Annotated in this window: 16 protein-coding genes; 12 read left to right on the top strand and 4 right to left on the bottom strand. The window is 53.7% G+C overall.

Going from position 1 to position 16,696, the window contains the following annotated elements:
* Positions 1-32 precede the first annotated feature (32 nt).
* The 4 genes from BMW84_RS10700 to BMW84_RS10685 all read left to right on the top strand — a co-directional run bounded on the left by BMW84_RS10700 (position 33) and on the right by BMW84_RS10685 (position 4,828).
* Positions 33-545 (top strand): hypothetical protein, encoded by a 513-nt coding sequence (locus BMW84_RS10700; RefSeq protein WP_091067573.1) that lies wholly within the window; start codon positions 33-35, stop codon positions 543-545.
* Between the two features lie 629 nt (positions 546-1,174).
* On the top strand, positions 1,175-2,989 hold the full coding sequence (lepA, locus tag BMW84_RS10695) for a translation elongation factor 4 (RefSeq protein ID WP_091067570.1): 1,815 nt from the start codon (positions 1,175-1,177) through the stop codon (positions 2,987-2,989).
* Between the two features lie 88 nt (positions 2,990-3,077).
* Positions 3,078-4,250, top strand: coding sequence for a radical SAM family heme chaperone HemW (hemW, locus tag BMW84_RS10690; RefSeq protein WP_091067567.1), 1,173 nt, complete (start codon positions 3,078-3,080; stop codon positions 4,248-4,250).
* Between the two features lie 74 nt (positions 4,251-4,324).
* Positions 4,325-4,828 (top strand): GNAT family N-acetyltransferase, encoded by a 504-nt coding sequence (locus BMW84_RS10685; RefSeq protein WP_091067564.1) that lies wholly within the window; start codon positions 4,325-4,327, stop codon positions 4,826-4,828.
* Between the two features lie 201 nt (positions 4,829-5,029).
* Here BMW84_RS10685 and BMW84_RS10680 read toward each other — a convergent pair whose 3' ends face one another.
* Entirely contained in the window at positions 5,030-5,758 is a 729-nt protein-coding gene (locus BMW84_RS10680) for a hypothetical protein (protein WP_091067561.1), read from the bottom strand.
* A 230-nt stretch (positions 5,759-5,988) separates the two neighbouring features.
* Between BMW84_RS10680 and hrcA the strand changes: the two genes are divergently transcribed.
* The 6 genes from hrcA (at position 5,989) to BMW84_RS10650 (ending at position 11,469) form a co-directional block, all read left to right on the top strand.
* Positions 5,989-7,020 (top strand): heat-inducible transcriptional repressor HrcA, encoded by a 1,032-nt coding sequence (gene hrcA / locus BMW84_RS10675; RefSeq protein ID WP_091067558.1) that lies wholly within the window; start codon positions 5,989-5,991, stop codon positions 7,018-7,020.
* A 50-nt stretch (positions 7,021-7,070) separates the two neighbouring features.
* On the top strand, positions 7,071-7,661 hold the full coding sequence (gene grpE / locus BMW84_RS10670) for a nucleotide exchange factor GrpE (protein WP_091067557.1): 591 nt from the start codon (positions 7,071-7,073) through the stop codon (positions 7,659-7,661).
* Between the two features lie 66 nt (positions 7,662-7,727).
* Positions 7,728-9,569 (top strand): molecular chaperone DnaK, encoded by a 1,842-nt coding sequence (gene dnaK / locus BMW84_RS10665; protein WP_091067554.1) that lies wholly within the window; start codon positions 7,728-7,730, stop codon positions 9,567-9,569.
* Between the two features lie 94 nt (positions 9,570-9,663).
* Complete coding sequence (gene dnaJ / locus BMW84_RS10660) at positions 9,664-10,788, top strand: molecular chaperone DnaJ (protein WP_091067551.1); 1,125 nt, start codon at positions 9,664-9,666, stop codon at positions 10,786-10,788.
* 153 nt (positions 10,789-10,941) lie between these two features.
* The gene (locus tag BMW84_RS10655) at positions 10,942-11,247 is read left to right on the top strand and encodes a hypothetical protein (protein ID WP_091067549.1); all 306 of its coding nucleotides are present in this window, start codon (positions 10,942-10,944) and stop codon (positions 11,245-11,247) included.
* 36 nt (positions 11,248-11,283) lie between these two features.
* On the top strand, positions 11,284-11,469 hold the full coding sequence (locus BMW84_RS10650) for a YfhD family protein (RefSeq protein WP_091068277.1): 186 nt from the start codon (positions 11,284-11,286) through the stop codon (positions 11,467-11,469).
* A gap of 49 nt (positions 11,470-11,518) precedes the next feature.
* Here the strand turns inward: BMW84_RS10650 and BMW84_RS24780 are convergent, their stop codons facing one another.
* The 3 genes from BMW84_RS24780 to BMW84_RS10640 form a co-directional block, all read right to left on the bottom strand.
* Positions 11,519-11,662 carry a hypothetical protein gene (locus BMW84_RS24780; RefSeq protein ID WP_175498733.1) on the bottom strand — a complete coding sequence of 48 codons (144 nt, stop codon included), beginning with the start codon at positions 11,660-11,662 and terminating at the stop codon, positions 11,519-11,521.
* A 4-nt stretch (positions 11,663-11,666) separates the two neighbouring features.
* Entirely contained in the window at positions 11,667-13,109 is a 1,443-nt protein-coding gene (locus BMW84_RS10645; protein ID WP_091067546.1) for an MFS transporter, read from the bottom strand.
* A gap of 162 nt (positions 13,110-13,271) precedes the next feature.
* Positions 13,272-14,201 (bottom strand): LacI family DNA-binding transcriptional regulator, encoded by a 930-nt coding sequence (locus BMW84_RS10640; RefSeq protein ID WP_091067543.1) that lies wholly within the window; start codon positions 14,199-14,201, stop codon positions 13,272-13,274.
* A gap of 189 nt (positions 14,202-14,390) precedes the next feature.
* Between BMW84_RS10640 and yaaA the strand changes: the two genes are divergently transcribed.
* Together yaaA and BMW84_RS10630 are read left to right on the top strand one after the other, a co-directional pair.
* Positions 14,391-15,158, top strand: coding sequence for a peroxide stress protein YaaA (yaaA, locus tag BMW84_RS10635; protein ID WP_091067541.1), 768 nt, complete (start codon positions 14,391-14,393; stop codon positions 15,156-15,158).
* Between the two features lie 104 nt (positions 15,159-15,262).
* On the top strand, positions 15,263-16,207 hold the full coding sequence (locus BMW84_RS10630; RefSeq protein ID WP_091067539.1) for a DUF2920 family protein: 945 nt from the start codon (positions 15,263-15,265) through the stop codon (positions 16,205-16,207).
* Positions 16,208-16,696 lie beyond the last annotated feature (489 nt).

The raw sequence follows: 16,696 nt of genomic DNA, 5'->3' as shown, positions 1-16,696 counted from the left end.
AAGGGATACGCGGACAAAGGAGTGTGATCCAAATGTCGAAGCTTGGAAGGAAAATTGCGGCGGTTGGCATTTGGGCGGGGATCGGCATTCTGGTCGGATTGCAGTTCGGCGGGAGCGGGGGGAGCGGCTCCGCTTCCGCTGCATTGCCGCAGACGGGCGGGCTGTCTGCATCCGTCAATGCGAACGAGGAGGTTCAGCTTCTGCCTGTAGCCGGCAGCGGCAAAAACGGCCAGCCGTACATGTACGTCCCGGTCAAAATCGACCCTAAAACCGGAGCGTATACGGTGGTCCAGCCGACGCCGCAGCAAAATACGGCCAACCCGCACGGCGATTTGAGCCAGCAGGGGGTTGCCGATGCCGGAACGGAAAATCAGCCGCAGCAGGAGGTCGAAGGAGACAGCACGCTGTCGCCGGAGCAGATTCTCATACCCGATGGGCAAAAGCCGACGGTGGATGTGCTTGCCGACAAGACCGCCGGCCTGCTGCAGCAGGTATCGCAGAAGAGCATCCGCTGGGTGGTCTCGCTGTTTGACGCGGCGGAATAACGGCCAGCGTAATTTGTTGGAGGCTCTCGAGGCGTTAAAATCCTGGAGCCCTGAATTCTACACCATTGCCTGATTGCATTTTGTACAGCAGATTGGTGCTAAATCCGCCAAAAACTTGTTTCCGCTGCATTTTGTACAATGGATTATCTTAAAAATGCTCATTTTCGCCCAGAATGAGAAATTCTGCTGCATAAAATGCAACGGGGGAGGAAAAAAGGGGCGATTTCGCCGTAACTATTGTACAAAATACAATAGGCGCGGACGACGCTGGACTACGGCGCAGCCATCCTCAATGGAGCGGGGGGAGGGCTGCGCTGTTTGCCATGAACGTGAGAAGGCGAATGGGGAAAGTCGCAGCTTAAAGCTTATTCGCCTCGACATTCATCATCGGCCCGTTATTTTCCTTCGATGTTCACCTTAAGCTCGACGTGGTCCGCTTCGGCGCTTACCTCCAGCCCATTTTTTCGCCTCGCCGTTCCCCTTCTTGCCGGCACTATTCGCCCCGCAATCTGCCCATGTCCGGGATTTATCTGCCCCGCATTTCACCTTCTTGCGCTGCAGGATTGCTGGGAAAAGCCTGTACTGCTATAATAAATTGATTACACTAGGCTGTTTGTGGGGGTAAGGAATTGACTGACGTTCAGAAAAGACAACAACAAATTCGCAATTTCTCGATTATTGCACATATAGACCACGGCAAATCGACCTTGGCGGACCGGATTCTGGAGTATACGGGCGCGCTCAGCTCCCGCGAGATGCAGGAGCAGGTGCTCGACCAGATGGATCTGGAACGCGAACGGGGCATCACCATTAAACTGCAGGCCGTACGCCTGACTTACCGTGCCGATGACGGACAGGACTATTTGCTGAACCTGATCGACACGCCGGGGCATGTCGACTTCACGTATGAAGTCTCCCGCAGCCTTGCCGCCTGCGAGGGCGCATTGCTCGTAGTCGATGCGGCGCAGGGCATTGAAGCGCAGACGCTGGCGAACGTATACCTGGCGCTCGACAACAATCTCGAAATTCTGCCGGTAATCAACAAAATCGACCTGCCGAGCGCGGACCCTGAGCGCGTGAAGCAGGAGATCGAGGATGTCATCGGCCTGGACGCCAGCGAAGCCGTGCTTGCTTCGGCCAAAGCCGGCATCGGCATCAAGGAAATTCTGGAGCAGGTGGTCAAGCAGGTGCCTGCACCGACCGGCAGTGCCGAAGCGCCGCTGAAAGCGCTGATTTTTGACTCCCATTACGATCCGTACAAAGGCGTAATCGTCTACGTCCGCGTCATCGACGGCTCGATTCGCGCCGGCTCCAAAATCAAAATGATGGCTACGGACAAAACCTTCGAAGTTATCGAAGTCGGCGCTTTCATGCCGCGTATGAGCATTGTAGACGAACTGAACATCGGCGATGTCGGTTTTATCGTCGCCGGGATCAAGCATGTCGGCGATACCCGCGTCGGGGATACGGTTACGGATGCGAAGAATCCGACGCCGGAACCGCTGCCGGGTTACCGCAAGATCAACCCAATGGTATATTGCGGCCTGTACCCGATCGAATCTTCGGATTACAACGACCTGCGCGAAGCGCTCGAGAAGCTGCAGCTGAACGACGCGTCGCTCAGCTTCGAACCGGAAAGCTCCAGCGCCCTCGGGTTCGGCTTCCGTTGCGGCTTCCTGGGCCTGCTGCACATGGAGATTATTCAGGAGCGGATCGAACGCGAATTCAATCTGCCGCTGATTACGACGGCGCCGAGCGTTATTTACCGGATCAAGCTGACCAACGGCGAAACGATCCAGATCGACAACCCGTCGCATTATCCGGAGATCGGCACGATCGACTACGTCGAAGAGCCTTACGTCAAAGCGGCAATCATCGTCCCGAACGACTACGTCGGCACCGTGATGGAGCTGTGCCAGAACAAACGCGGCGAATTCGTCAATATGGAATATCTCGATTCCAACCGGGTTACGATTACTTACGAAATTCCGCTGTCGGAAATCGTCTATGACTTCTTCGACCAGCTGAAATCCGGCACCAAAGGATATGCCTCCTTTGACTACGAGATTTCCGGCTACCGCCAGTCGAATCTGGTCAAAATGGATATTCTGCTGAACGGGGAACAGGTCGACGCCTTGTCGTTCATCGTTCACCGCGACCGCGCTTACAACCGCGGACGCATCATCTGCGAGAAGCTGCGCGGCATCATCCCGCGCCAAATGTTCGAAGTGCCGATCCAGGCTTCCGTCGGCACGAAGATCGTTGCCCGCGAGACGGTCAAAGCGATGCGCAAGAACGTGCTTGCGAAATGTTACGGCGGCGACATCTCCCGTAAACGCAAGCTTTTGGAGAAGCAAAAAGAAGGCAAAAAGCGCATGAAACAGGTCGGCAGCGTCGAGGTGCCGCAGGAAGCGTTCATGGCTGTGCTGAAGATCGACGAATAGTGCGGAAATGTTGGGCAAGGGGAGCCGTCGGGCTTCCCTTTTCTGGCTTTTTCGGCAGTAATAGATTACAAACACAAAGGAGACAGCTATGACAAACTTGCATAATGGCCGTCCCCCTGAGGCGGTATACATTCATATTCCGTTTTGCACCAATAAGTGCTTTTATTGCGATTTTAATTCCTACGTGCTGAAGGATCAGCCGGTGATGGACTATTTGCGCGCGCTGGACCGCGAGATGGAGCTAACTGTACAGCAGACGCCTCCCGGCGTCATCAAAACGATCTTTGTGGGCGGCGGCACGCCAACCGTGCTGAAGCCGGACGAGATGGCGTATTTTCTTGCATCTGTACGGCGCCATTTTCCGCAGTGGGATGCCAACATCGAATTCTCGATGGAGGCCAATCCCGGCACTACCGACATCGACAAGCTCACCGTGATGAAGGAGGGCGGGGTCAACCGCGTCAGCTTCGGCGTGCAGGCGTTCCAGAACGATCTGCTCGGCGGCATCGGCCGGATCCATAACGTGGACGACGTCTACCGGAGTCTGGACAACGCCCGCAAGGTTGGGCTGGACAACCTGTCCATCGACCTGATGTTCGGCCTGCCGAACCAGACCGTGGACATGCTGGGAGAGAGCATCCGGCGCGCGCTGGAGCTGGATCTGCCGCATTATTCGATCTACAGCCTCAAGGTGGAGGAGAATACGCTTTTCCATACCTTATTCAATAAAAATAAACTGCCGCTGCCCAGCGAAGAAGACGAGCTGCAAATGTACCTGCTGCTGATGAACGAGATGGAAGCCGCCGGCTACCGGCAGTATGAGATCAGCAACTTCGCCAAGCCGGGCATGGAGAGCCGGCATAACATCACCTATTGGCGCAATGAAGATTACTATGGACTTGGCGCAGGCGCGCATGGTTATGTGGGACGGCAGCGGCATATGAACATCAAAGGCGTCAATCCGTACAACGAAGCGGCGAAAAACGGCCTGCCGCGGCTGGACAGCTTCCCTATCACGAATGAAGAAGCGATGGAAGACTTCATGATGGTCGGCCTGCGCATGCGTGAAGGCGTTACGGATGCCGCGTTCCGGGCTCAATTTGGGCTTTCTTTGGAAGACATTTTTGCCGCGCCGCTGCATAAAATGCTCAAAGCGGGCCTGCTCGAGCAGGAGGGCGACCGCTACTTCCTGAGCAAGCAGGGGATATTGTTCGGCAACGACGTATTCGGCGAATTTGTCGGTCTTTTGACAGAGATTTAATTTTAAAATACCCCTTGAATTGTAATACACCATGCTGTATATTTATTCGTATTAACGGCTAGGGGTGAGTTAGAGTGCTTGTCAAAACGGAGAAGTTCCGCGAATCGGCGACTGCCGGTCAGGTGATATGCAGAAAAGCTACAGTGGAGGATATTGAGCCGCTTTATTTATTGATCGAGGAGTATGCGCGTCGCGGGATTATGCTGCCCCGTTCGCGAAAGGCGCTGACTCGCCAGATTGACTCGTTTGTCGTTGCCGAAATTGGCGGCAAGTTCATCGGCTGCGGCTCGCTGTTCCGTTTGGGCAATGATCTGGTAGAGGTGCGTTCCATCGGGCTTCTGGATGAAGGCAAGAGCTTGGGAGCCGGCTCGAAGATTCTGGATCTGCTGACGGAAGAAGCGAGACGCCAGGGCATTCCGAAGATCATGGCTTTGACCTATGCGGTTGATTTTTTTGTGCGCAACGGCTTCAAGGTCGTCGACAAAGAGATTTTTCCGGAGAAAGTATGGACGGACTGCGTAAACTGCTCGAAGCAGAATGCCTGCGATGAAATCGCCGTGCTGAAGCGGCTGGACTGACATATACATTAATATTGCATAAGTAGAACTCCTATATCAGGGTACTTTCAATAGTATAAAATAAACCACGATTCGCTGCGGACGGTTGCCCGGGGATCGTGGTTTTTTTGTTTAGGACAGCTATAATGATTTTGCGAATTCCGGATTCCCGCAAACTGCTTGGCTAGGCCTCGAAGCCGGCGCTCCGCCTTGTAGGGAGATTTATGGGGCATAAATCCGCTTGCGCTGCTGCTCCACCAGTTCAGCCAGCGCAGGGGTGGCCAGTCCGCCGGGGTGGAAGGCCTTACGCATGGGGCTGTAGGTTAAGGTGATCGCCGTTCCGTCGTCTAAGCCCAGCTGCAGCCAATAATCGTATCCAACGGTGCCCTTGGGCAGCTTGGATATTTCATCGTAGGTCATGTTTTTCAGCTTTGGATATTCTTCTATAAAGATGGCGGCGCTCTCGGGCGTAAAATCCTTGAGCGGCTTTCCGTCCATGCCGCTGATAAACCGCACGGTATTGATTTTGCCTGCGATATCCAGCAAATCGTTAACTGTCTCGGCCTGGGGATTGGAGTTGGCCAGAAAAAGCCGGTCGCCCGCCCATAACCTCGCCGTCTCTTTGTATCCCTCGACCCGATACAGCGTCGTTCCGACTTCGAGTACTGTGGCGTCCCCGTTGCGAAGCGTTTTGCGCGGGCATTTATGGTCCGCCTTGGTGTACTTGATATGGCCGACCGCCTCCCCCTTCGGAAGATTGGCCGTCTCGCTGCTGCGGGTATCCTCCCCGAAAATCACACCGTTCCATTGCAGGATGGAGAAGTATTCGGACTCGCCCAAGTAACACTCGGAGGTTTCGCGCAGGCCCAAACCGCACCTGTACAGGAGCAGAGCAATCAGCATGAAGCCGAGCACGCTACCAACGATCCGATAGCCGCGATTTTTTCTCATCTGGACTTCCCCCTTTATTTTACTGACGCGGAAGAGGGCGAATGGTTGCGGCGTTTTTTCCAGAAGTATGCAAAAAATGACTATAAAAACAAGCGCTCTGCGGCGGCCCAACCTGCTGAACTGACTTGACAACGTGAAGTCGATTTTGGTATTTTTGTAGTAGTGGTTAGCACTCGTCTCTAGTGAGTGCTAACGAAATGGGCCGGACGGCCGGTTAGGGAGGGAATTAAATGTTAACGGAACGCCAGCGAATGATCCTGAATGCCATAGTTGATGATTATATTTCTTCCGCCGAACCGGTGGGCTCCCGCAGCATTTCCAAACGGGGCGATGTCGGTTACAGCCCGGCTACGATCCGCAATGAAATGGCCGATCTGGAGGAGCTGGGTTATCTGGAGCAGCCGCATACGTCGGCAGGACGGATTCCATCCCATAAGGGTTACCGCTATTATGTGGACCATCTCGTACCCTGGGGTTCGGCGGAGCCGGCCGACATGGGCACGATCCGTTCTTTTTTTGCCGAGAAGCTCAGTGCGGCCGAACAGGTGATGCAGCATGCGGCGATGATCCTGTCCAATATGACGAATTACACTTCCATCCTTCTGGGACCGGAGGTATTTCATACATCCCTGCGCCACTTTCAACTGCTTCCGCTCGATGACCATACGGCAGTGGCGATTATCGTTACCAGCACCGGCCAGGTGGAGAACCGGACGGTAACCATCCCGCCCGAGCTTTCCTTATCCGAGATGGAGAAAGTAGTCAACCTGCTGAACCACAAGCTGGTCAATGTGCCGCTCTACAAGCTGAAGAGCCGGCTGTATTCGCAGGTGGGCGAAGAGATGCAGCGGTATATCTCCCATTATGAAGATATTATGCAGATGCTGGGCACGGCGCTGGAGGGCGACCATGAACAGCGCATCTATTTGAGCGGCGCTACCAATATGCTGACCCAGCCGGAGTTCAAGGACGTCGACAAGGTCAAGCATATTCTCGACCTGCTGGAAGAGACGCCGACGCTGCTGAAGATGCTGACGCCCGAGCCCGGCGGTGCGGGAATACAGGTAAGGATCGGGACGGAGAATAAGCACGAAGCATTCGCGAACTGCAGCCTGATCACCGCCACCTATTCGCTCGACGGCAAGGCGCTTGGCAGCATCGGCATTCTGGGTCCTACCCGCATGGAATACGCCCGCGTGATGGGCATTTTGGGCACCTTATCCCGAGATTTGACAGCGATGCTGGCGCACTGGTATAAGTGAACAGTGTGAGCATGTACGCGAGTAGGCTATTTTAAGGAGGTGAAGACAACTTGAAAGAGGAACAGGTTCAAGATACGAATGATTTGCAGGACGAAACGATGAACGATAACCAGGCGGCTGAAGAAGCGGAAGCCGCAGAAGATACAGGAGCGGCGGCAGAGGAGATCAATGTCGGGGAGGCTTCGGCGGAGAGCGGCGAAACCAAACGGCTGCAGGAGCTGGCCGATGAATTCCAGGCGCGCGCGCTGCGCGTGCAGGCCGACTTCGACAACTTCCGGCGCCGTACCCAGAAAGAGAAGGAAGATCTGGCGCAATATGCGACCTCCAAGCTCGTCGGGGAATTGCTTCCGGTGATGGACAATTTCGAACGCGCGCTGTTAACCGCACCGGCTACGCCGGAGCTGGAGCCCTTCACCAAAGGCGTGAACATGATTTTCCGCCAGCTTGAAGGGGTACTTAAGTCTGAAGGGCTTACGGCGATGGAAACGGTGGGACAGCCGTTTAATCCCGAATTCCACCAGGCGATCATGCAGGTCGAAAGCGACGAGCATGAAGAAGGCATCGTCACCGAGGAAGTTCAGAAGGGCTATTTGCTGAAAGACAAAGTCCTTCGTCCGGCGATGGTTAAAGTAAGCATGTAATTTTATTAATGCATAGATCAAGCGGAGCAGCGGCTCCCTATCATGTACCTGAGGAGGCAATTTACAGTGAGTAAAGTTATCGGTATTGACCTTGGAACCACCAACTCTTGCGTTGCCGTCATGGAAGGCGGCGAAGCCGTAGTCATTCCGAATCCGGAAGGCGCGCGCACAACCCCTTCGGTTGTCGGCTTCAAGAAAGACGGCGAGCGGATCGTCGGCGAAACGGCAAAACGCCAGGCCATCACGAACCCGGACCGTACCATTTCTTCGATCAAACGCCATATGGGCACCAGCCATAAAGAAACCATCGACGGCAAGGAATATTCCCCGCAAGAAATTTCGGCCATGATCCTGCAAAAGCTGAAATCCGACGCCGAAGCTTATCTCGGCCAGCCGGTTACGCAAGCGGTTATTACCGTACCTGCGTATTTTAACGACGGTCAACGTCAAGCGACCAAGGATGCAGGCAAAATCGCCGGTCTGGAAGTATTGCGTATCGTCAACGAACCTACGGCTGCCGCGCTGGCTTACGGCATGGAGAAATCCGAAGACCACACGATTCTCGTGTTTGACCTTGGCGGCGGTACATTCGACGTCTCGATTCTCGAACTGGGCGACGGCTTCTTTGAAGTAAAAGCGACCAGCGGCGACAATCACCTCGGCGGCGACGATTTTGACCAAGTCGTGATGGATTACCTCGTTGCCGAATTCAAAAAAGAGCAAGGCATTGACCTCAGCAAGGATAAGGCGGCTGTACAACGTCTGAAGGATGCTGCGGAAAAAGCGAAAAAGGAACTGTCCGGCGTATTGACGACGACCGTCTCCCTGCCGTTCATCACCGTCGTTGACGGCGTACCTCAGCACTTGGAGGTTAACCTGACCCGCGCGAAGTTCGACGAACTGACGAATCACCTGGTAGAGCGCACGCTGGGACCTACCCGCCAGGCGCTTAGCGACGCAGGCATGACGCCAGCCGACCTGAACAAAATCGTGCTTGTCGGCGGCTCCACACGGATTCCTGCCGTACAGGAAGCCATCAAAAAGCTGACCGGCAAAGAGCCTCATAAGGGCGTAAACCCGGATGAAGTGGTTGCCCTTGGCGCAGCCGTTCAAGCGGGCGTATTGACCGGCGACGTGAAAGACGTCGTTCTGCTCGACGTAACTCCGCTGTCCCTCGGCATCGAAACCGCCGGCGGCGTGTTCACGAAGATGATCGAACGCAACACGACGATTCCGACCAGCAAATCGCAGGTCTTCTCGACGTTTGCCGATAACCAGCCAAGCGTAGAAATCCACGTGCTGCAAGGCGAACGCCAAATGGCGAACGGCAACAAAACGCTCGGACGCTTCATGCTGAACGAGATTCCGCCGGCACCGCGCGGCGTACCGCAAATCGAAGTTACCTTCGACATCGACGCCAACGGGATCGTTAACGTGTCGGCTACCGATAAAGGCACGAACAAGAGCCAAAAAATCACAATCACTTCCTCCAGCGGCCTGAGCGACGCGGAAGTCGAACAAATGATGAAGGATGCCGAGCTGCACGCCGAGGAAGACCGCAAGCGCAAAGAATTGGTGGAAGCGAAAAACTCCGCCGACCAGCTGGTCTACTCCACGGAAAAAGTGATTAAGGATCTGGGCGACAAAGCCGACGCTTCCGACGTCGAAAAAGCGAACGCAGCCAAAGACAAGGTCAAAGCTGCGCTCGAAACCGACAACCTGGAAGAAATCAATGCGGCAACCGAAGCGCTGACCGAAATTGTACAACAGCTCTCCGTGAAGCTCTACGAGCAAGCGCAAGCGGCTCAAGATGCCGGAGCAGCCCAAGGCCAAGGAGCTTCCGAAGGCGCGAAAAAAGACAACGTCGTTGACGCCGATTACGAAGTGGTTGACGAAGACAAGAAATAAGGATACCCTTAAACGATATATTTCAGTATAGGGAAGGTCAAAGCCGGGTTTTCCCGCGCCTTGGCTTTCCTTTCTGTGTATGGAGGTGAGAGCAGTGGCAGATAAACGCGATTATTATGAAGTCCTGGGCGTCGGCAAAGACGCCAGCGACGAGGAGATTAAGAAGGCTTACCGCAAGCTGGCGCGCCAGTACCATCCGGACGTCAACAAAGCAAGCGACGCCGAGGCGAAGTTCAAGGAAGTCAAGGAAGCGTATGACGTCCTGAGCGACGGCCAGCAGCGCGCCCGGTACGACCAGTACGGACACATCGACCCGAACCAGGGCATGGGCGGCATGGGTGGTTTCGGCGGCGGCGATTTCGGAGGGCTTGGCGATATTTTCGATATGTTCTTCGGCGGCGGCGGACGCCGCGATCCGAACGCTCCGCAGCGCGGCGGCGATTTGCAGTATACAATGACGATCGAGTTCAAGGAAGCGGTGTTCGGCAAAGAGACCGACATCAATATTCCGCGCACCGAAACCTGCGATACCTGCTACGGCTCCGGCGCCAAACCGGGCACCAAACCGGAAACCTGCTCCGTCTGCCACGGCAGCGGCCAGCAGGAGGTCGTGCAGAACACGCCGCTTGGCCGGATGGTCAACCGCCGTCCTTGTTCGCATTGCGGAGGCAGCGGCAAAATCATCAAGGAAAAATGCTCCACCTGCGCCGGCAACGGCCGCGTGAAGAAGCAGCGTAAAATTCACGTGCGCATTCCTGCGGGCGTGGACGACGGCGCGCAGCTGCGTATGAGCGGCGAAGGCGAAGGCGGCCTTAAGGGCGGCCCGGCCGGCGATTTATATATCGTCATCCGCGTGAAGCCGCATGATTTCTTCGTGCGCGAAGGCGACGACATCATGTGCGAGGTTCCATTGACCTTTGCACAGGCGGCGCTCGGCGACGAGATCGAAATTCCGACGCTGAATGAAAAGGTGAAGCTGAAAGTTCCGGCCGGCACCCAGACCGGCACCTTCTTCCGGCTCAAAGGCAAAGGGGTTCCGCATTTGCGCGGCTCCGGCACCGGCGACCAGCATGTGCGCGTCATTGTAGTGACGCCAAGCAAGCTGAGCGATGAGCAGAAGGATCTGCTGCGCCAATTCGCGTCCTTGGACGGCGAACATACGCATGAGCAGGAGCAAACGTTCTTCGACCGTATGAAACGTGCGTTCCGCGGAGATTGATCATTAAATGTTACATTGTATTCGTAAAAGCCGCGTCTTTCGGTGGAAGGCGCGGCTTTTTTGCGTGCTTATCCGCATATTTCGGGCATCGGCAAAGCAGACTAGAAGAAGTGCATCTGCACCTGGCAACCGAGTGAGAAATGAGGAGAACCCATGTCCGACAAAAGCATACTTGCCTATTTCAAGGCACCTGAAAATGCCGAAGGGGTATCCCGCAAGCTGCAGTCGCTGCGCGTCACGGAGATGTCCATCGACCGGCTCAACCGGTCCTTGATGAGCGGGATGCAGGCCGGAGCCGATGCGGTCACCGGCAATCTGGCTGATCCAGAGCAGCCGGCTTCTGAGGAAGCCCGCGAAGGTAACTGGACCGACCTGAGTGCGGTGATGACCGTTTCTGTACCTGCTGCTGCATATCAACAGGCGCTTTCCATTATTGAAGAAGCCGGCGGCGTTCTGTAGGCGAGCCGGAAAGACGAACAGAAGGAGCGGATAATGATGGCCCAGGATCGAGAGAACTCGCAAATTCTCAGCAAGATGGAAAAACAGAAGCTGCTGTACGGCGCCAAAGCAGAGGATGTCGAATTTGCCGCCGAAGAAGCGGACCGGGACGATCTGGAAGCGCTGGACCGCGCGCAGGAGGCCGACAAACGGCAGCTGCAGGAGATAATCAAAAAGCAATAGATGCACAGGCAAACGGCTCGTCTCCCGGAATGCGGAGGCAGGCCGTTTTTTATTCTTTCATCCGCCTCGCCAAAATAAAGATCAGGAATAGCGAGACGGCGACGATCAGCACATTGAAGGAAGTTTTGCCGAAATTCGGGTAGGGCGGCGGAGCGATTTGAGCGCGGAAGTTCACGATGTTGAATATAATCAACCGGCTACCTGTAATTGCGGACCGCCGGAAAAGCTGCGGCGGCGCATACGGCAAAAACCAGCAGCAGAATACCGAGGCCGGCCATTACCGGAGCGGGAGTGAGCCGGTCGGACAAGATCGAAATGGCGGTTAGGCCGACGGATGGCGCAATCCCCATCACCGAGCCGAGTACGCCGAATACCCGGCCCTGCAGCTCGCCCGGAACCTCCTGCCGTAAAATAATTTGTACCAGCATGGTACTGAACGCAAAGACGAAACCGATCAAAAGAATCACCGAAATCGCCGCGACCGCAGAGGAACAGCGCGACAGCGTCAGGTAAAGCGGGCCCAGCGCGAGCATGCTGCCCATAGCAAGCCGGCCGCGCCTGCGGAGCGAAGGTCCGAAGACGACGATTATCGCCGAGCCGGCCATATAGCCTAGCGGAATCGAAGCTTCCATCAAACCGAACTGGAAGGGCGAGGCCCGCCACACCGTAACGGCCATCACTTGGGTTAGCATCATCGACGGCATGAAGAACAGCGTAAGCAGGGGAAGCAGCACCATCACGGCCCGGGAAAAAGGATGCTTCCATGCGTACTGCACGCCGTCCGCCAGATCGCGTAGGAAGCTGTGCTTGACCGGCGGTTCCTCTGCGGATACGTACCGGGGGGCGGGCGGAACGCTATCTCCATGGCTTTGTGTCAGCGTGGGCAACGACCGGGTGAAAAAGACGAGCAGCGCCGACAGCAGGAAGGCTATGCCGTCGATCAGGACGGCACCGGCTGCTCCGAAAGCGGCGACGAAGATGCCGCCCGCCGAAAATCCGGCGGTGCGGCAGAGGTTCTCCGACAGATTCAGCAGGCCTACGGCTTGCTGAATCTTATCCTTGCCGACGACGGTGGTGACGGAGGCCTGGTAGGCGGGCGACTGAAAGAGCCCGGAGACGGTAATGAGCCCGTGAAGCGCCAGGATGGCGGCGAACGGAGCGCCCTGCGGCAGCGCCAGGATGAAGGCGGCAGCCAGTACGAAGGCGCTGCTGGACAGGTCGGCGGTCAGCATGACGGACCGCCGGTTCCGCCGGTCGGCGGTCGTCCCGGCGACCGAGCCGAGCGCGAAGCTGAGCAGGAGGCTGGCGACTGTAAAGCAGGCCATCATTTTCGCGCTTCCTGTCGTTTGCAGGATCCACAGGTTTAGCGCGATGCTGTAAAACGTATTGCCGAAGGTGACGATGGAGAAAGAGCCAAGCAGGAGCAAGAAACGGCGGTTGCGCCGGAGGGTCTGCGGCAGTTTCTGGGCATCTCCTGCTGGGAAGCTGCCAGGTGAATATTCATCGGAAACAGCAGTTGTTTCACTTGCGGCGGCGTGAGGCGGGTTTTTCGTTTTCGTGGCTGTTGCTTCCGGCTGGATTCCGTGACTAGAAATATGGTTCCTGATTTGGCTTTTGGGTTCTGGCGCTAACCCGGACATTGGCATTCGCTCCTTTAACTTAATCGTTTAAGTAGAGTTACAAAAAAATATAGCTTCCACCCGTTCGGCTAACCTGCCCGTTGTTCGCTCTGGATTTTACGGAAATCAGGGATCCTATTTGCTGCAAGGTTTTTGAGCATGTTAGCCGGACGTACATGGCAATCAGCGGACAAAATGCAGATTATCGGCACTGATCTGTTCGGGATGGTGCAGCAGCGTTTCAAGCAGCTTGAATGCCGTTTCGCTTTTGTCCTCCCGGAAAGCGTAGGTCTTTGCAGCCTTCCCCAGAATCGCCGGGCAATCGCCGGTTGGTATAACCAGCAGCGAAGACGCGGCGTCGCTTGCGGCAACCGGGCATGCCAAAAACTCGTTGATCACCACAACGGCATCCCAGTGTGCTTCACGAATCTCTGTAATTACTGCATCAAGCTGCCGTTCATCCGCGATCGTGTAAATGTTCGAGGATGGAAGCCCCGAGCTGTCCGCAACGAGCCGGTTCAGCGCGGTGTTGTGATAGCTGTCGGCGATCAGGCAGACGTTTTGACCGTTCCTGCAGGCTTCATCTTGCATCACGCCGGCAAGCGCCGACCGGTAATCGTATACGACCTGGTGGAACAGGGGATCGTCGATCAAGCCGTCCACGACTATGAGCGGAACGCCTTCCACGAACCGGCGGGAGACCGGGTAAAACGCATCTTCGGGCATGTCGACCACAAGGACCGCATCGAGCCTGCGCAGCGCAATAATGTCGAGCAGCGCCGGCCCGTGTCCGATGCTGAGGAGCAGTACATGATAGCCTGCCGCGGTCAGCCGGCGCTCCAGGCTGCGGATGAACGCGGACTGGGCCTGCTGCCTCCAAAACGGATCGCCGGGGGTACTGTGGATCAATAATCCGACCAGCCCGGTGCGGCGGCTTCCCAGCGAACGGGCGGCCAGATTAGGCACATAATGCAGTTCCTCCGCGATTTGCCGGATCAGCTCCTGCGTTTTGGGCGGGATACTTTGTCCAGCGACCCTATTTAGTACGTAGCTGACGGTAGCCACGGAGACGTTCGCCCGGGCCGCTATATCTTTTAACGTCGTTTTTCGCACAACAGCGCCTCCTGATTTTTACACTCTCGAATGCTCCTTTTTTTACCAGACTAACACCGGTACAAAATGGCTGTCAACGAAAAACTTAATCGTTTAAGTTAACGGGTTCCAAAAAGCGAAATATGATAGTATGGTAGAATGCTTATATATGATGTCTATTTTAAAACGTAAGCGGGAAAAGGGAGTATCATGAGGATCATTATTTCGCCTGCCAAAAAAATGAAGACCGACACAGACTTTATCATGGAGTGCGGGACACCGCATTTCCTGACCGATTCGGAGCGTCTGTTGTCTTTACTGAGAAAGCTGAATTACGAGGAGCTGAAAACCCTCTGGAAATGCAATGATGCGATCGCGACCCTGAACGCTGAGCGGATTCGGGAGATGGATCTGAACCGCAATCTGACGCCGGCCATTTTCTCCTACGAAGGCATTCAATACCAATACATGGCACCGGGCGTGCTGGAAATGAAGGGGCTGGAATACCTTCAGCAGCATTTGCGGATTTTGTCCGGTTTTTACGGCGTGCTGCGGCCCTTTGACGGCGTAGTCCCGTACCGGCTGGAGATGCAGGCCAAGCTGGCCGGTCCCGGCTTTGGTTCGTTATATGCGTTCTGGAACCGCAGATTGGCGGAACTGCTTTTTGCGGAAACCGACTGCGTTCTGAACCTGGCTTCCAAAGAATACAGCAAATGCATTGCCCCTTATTTGAACGGAAACGTCCGGATGGTGACCTGCGTCTTCGGGCAGGAAACGAGCGGCAAGATTGTTGAAAAAGCGACCATGGCCAAAATGGCGCGCGGGGAGATGGTGCGTTATCTGGCCGAGCGGCAAATCACAAACTTGGAAGATATTAAGGGCTTTACGGGACTGGACTTCGCTTTTGCACACGAGCGGTCCGACGAACGTACTTTTGTGTTTGTTCAAAGGCGTACGCGCGGGAACAATGATTTTTGAGGCAGTCCTCCTTTATATTTCCCCGGATGACTCGGTGAACTTTTCTATGCTATCCTTTGTTGATGAATATGACTGTCGGTTAATGCTTAATATGGAGGGCTATTATGTCAAAAAATTATGAATTTCTTATAAATGCACATCCAAACATATACAATAAAATGTCGTATAGAGAAATGAAAGTTTATATTTCTGAACCAGAGGAAGGTGTTAACGAAGAGACAGGGATTCTATTAATTATTCCTGGTTTTGGAGCAAACGCCAATTCAAATGTTTATAAAAAAATGCGCTCCATTTTTGCAGATAAATATAATCTAGTAACCATTCAATGCGATTATTTTGGTTGGGAATTTATGCAAGCGGAAATTGTAAAAGAATCTTTATCGAATTTCAACGATATGGGATTAATGCAGGCGCTTGATAATATAACCGCAGTTATGATTGTTGCCGAAATTATTAAAGATAATAATTTGAAATTCAATGCCAATAAAATTATTGCCTACGGACATTCGCACGGCGCGTACTTAGCTTATTTGTGTAATATGTATGCGCCAGATTTGTTCTCTTTAATTATTGATAACTCTGCATGGTTGCTCCCCTCGTATATAAGATCCAACAGGTATCTATATATCGATGGAGATCCGCTTGTATTTAATTATTACGCCAAATGGGTGATTAAGGATTATCAGATAATAAATCTACCTTTTTTATATAAAAATTATGCCAACCGTTGCGTTATACACTCTTTTCACGGAGATAATGATAATTTAATTTCTCTAAATGAAAAGAGGGATTTTTGCCGAATGATTCAAAATTGTTTTCTCCATGAAATTACAAGCGAAAAAGTGGATAATATTATTTTTAAATCCAATACTCACGGATTAAATGCGGATTTTTTATTGCTTTATGATCAGATCATGTCCAATGTGGATATTAAGTTTAATAAGGAAAGTAATTTTAATTTGAAGAATCATAAAATAGAAACTTCCAAATTCATCTATTCCTTTGATTACAGCAATATTATTCCTTTATTAAAGGTAGAGGAGAAATAAGGAAAAGCTGAACAAGCGACAAACCACCGATATGAACAAAGGTTAATGCAACGGGTTCCGATAAAAGGCATCGTGATGATAAGCTGCTCCTTCCATCCCTGTTCAGGCAGCCACGATCGTCTGTTGTCGGCGCCCGTTGTATTTTTGTGCAATGGATTGGTGATTTTCAGCCGTAATAACGTTTTGCTGAAATTTATACAATGGAATCCCGTAAAATGGCCTGAAACTAGCGTTGCTGCCAAAAACGATTGCATAAAATGCAATGGAAGCATATACGCAGCCATAACCGTCCGAATTTCTTTATTTTTCTCCTCTCGCCAAATCCCCGCGATGATCTTTCTTGCACCAATATCCACATGACTTTTTTATCGCCGCTCTCCTATACTTCCTCTGCTTTACTTTTGGGCTTACTGCGAGGGATGCACTGTTGATGTTTATGCCGTACGTGATGATATGTTCAAAACCCGGCAAATTTGGCGCAGCAGGGGG

This window comes from Paenibacillus sp. NFR01 (assembly GCF_900111565.1).
GTDB lineage: Bacteria > Bacillota > Bacilli > Paenibacillales > Paenibacillaceae > Paenibacillus_AQ.
This window is presented reverse-complemented; position numbering and strand designations above follow the sequence as displayed.

What these genes read in the sequence shown, in the direction of transcription:
- hrcA (WP_091067558.1), top strand. Translation starts at nt 5,989, where the DNA reads ATGTTAACGGAACGCCAGCGAATGATCCTGAATGCCATAGTTGATGAT.
- BMW84_RS10630 (WP_091067539.1), top strand. Translation starts at nt 15,263, where the DNA reads ATGTCAAAAAATTATGAATTTCTTATAAATGCACATCCAAACATATAC.
- BMW84_RS10655 (WP_091067549.1), top strand. Translation starts at nt 10,942, where the DNA reads ATGTCCGACAAAAGCATACTTGCCTATTTCAAGGCACCTGAAAATGCC.
- hemW (WP_091067567.1), top strand. Translation starts at nt 3,078, where the DNA reads ATGACAAACTTGCATAATGGCCGTCCCCCTGAGGCGGTATACATTCAT.
- BMW84_RS10645 (WP_091067546.1), bottom strand. Translation starts at nt 13,109, where the DNA reads ATGTCCGGGTTAGCGCCAGAACCCAAAAGCCAAATCAGGAACCATATT.
- BMW84_RS10680 (WP_091067561.1), bottom strand. Translation starts at nt 5,758, where the DNA reads ATGAGAAAAAATCGCGGCTATCGGATCGTTGGTAGCGTGCTCGGCTTC.
- yaaA (WP_091067541.1), top strand. Translation starts at nt 14,391, where the DNA reads ATGAGGATCATTATTTCGCCTGCCAAAAAAATGAAGACCGACACAGAC.
- BMW84_RS10700 (WP_091067573.1), top strand. Translation starts at nt 33, where the DNA reads ATGTCGAAGCTTGGAAGGAAAATTGCGGCGGTTGGCATTTGGGCGGGG.
- BMW84_RS10650 (WP_091068277.1), top strand. Translation starts at nt 11,284, where the DNA reads ATGGCCCAGGATCGAGAGAACTCGCAAATTCTCAGCAAGATGGAAAAA.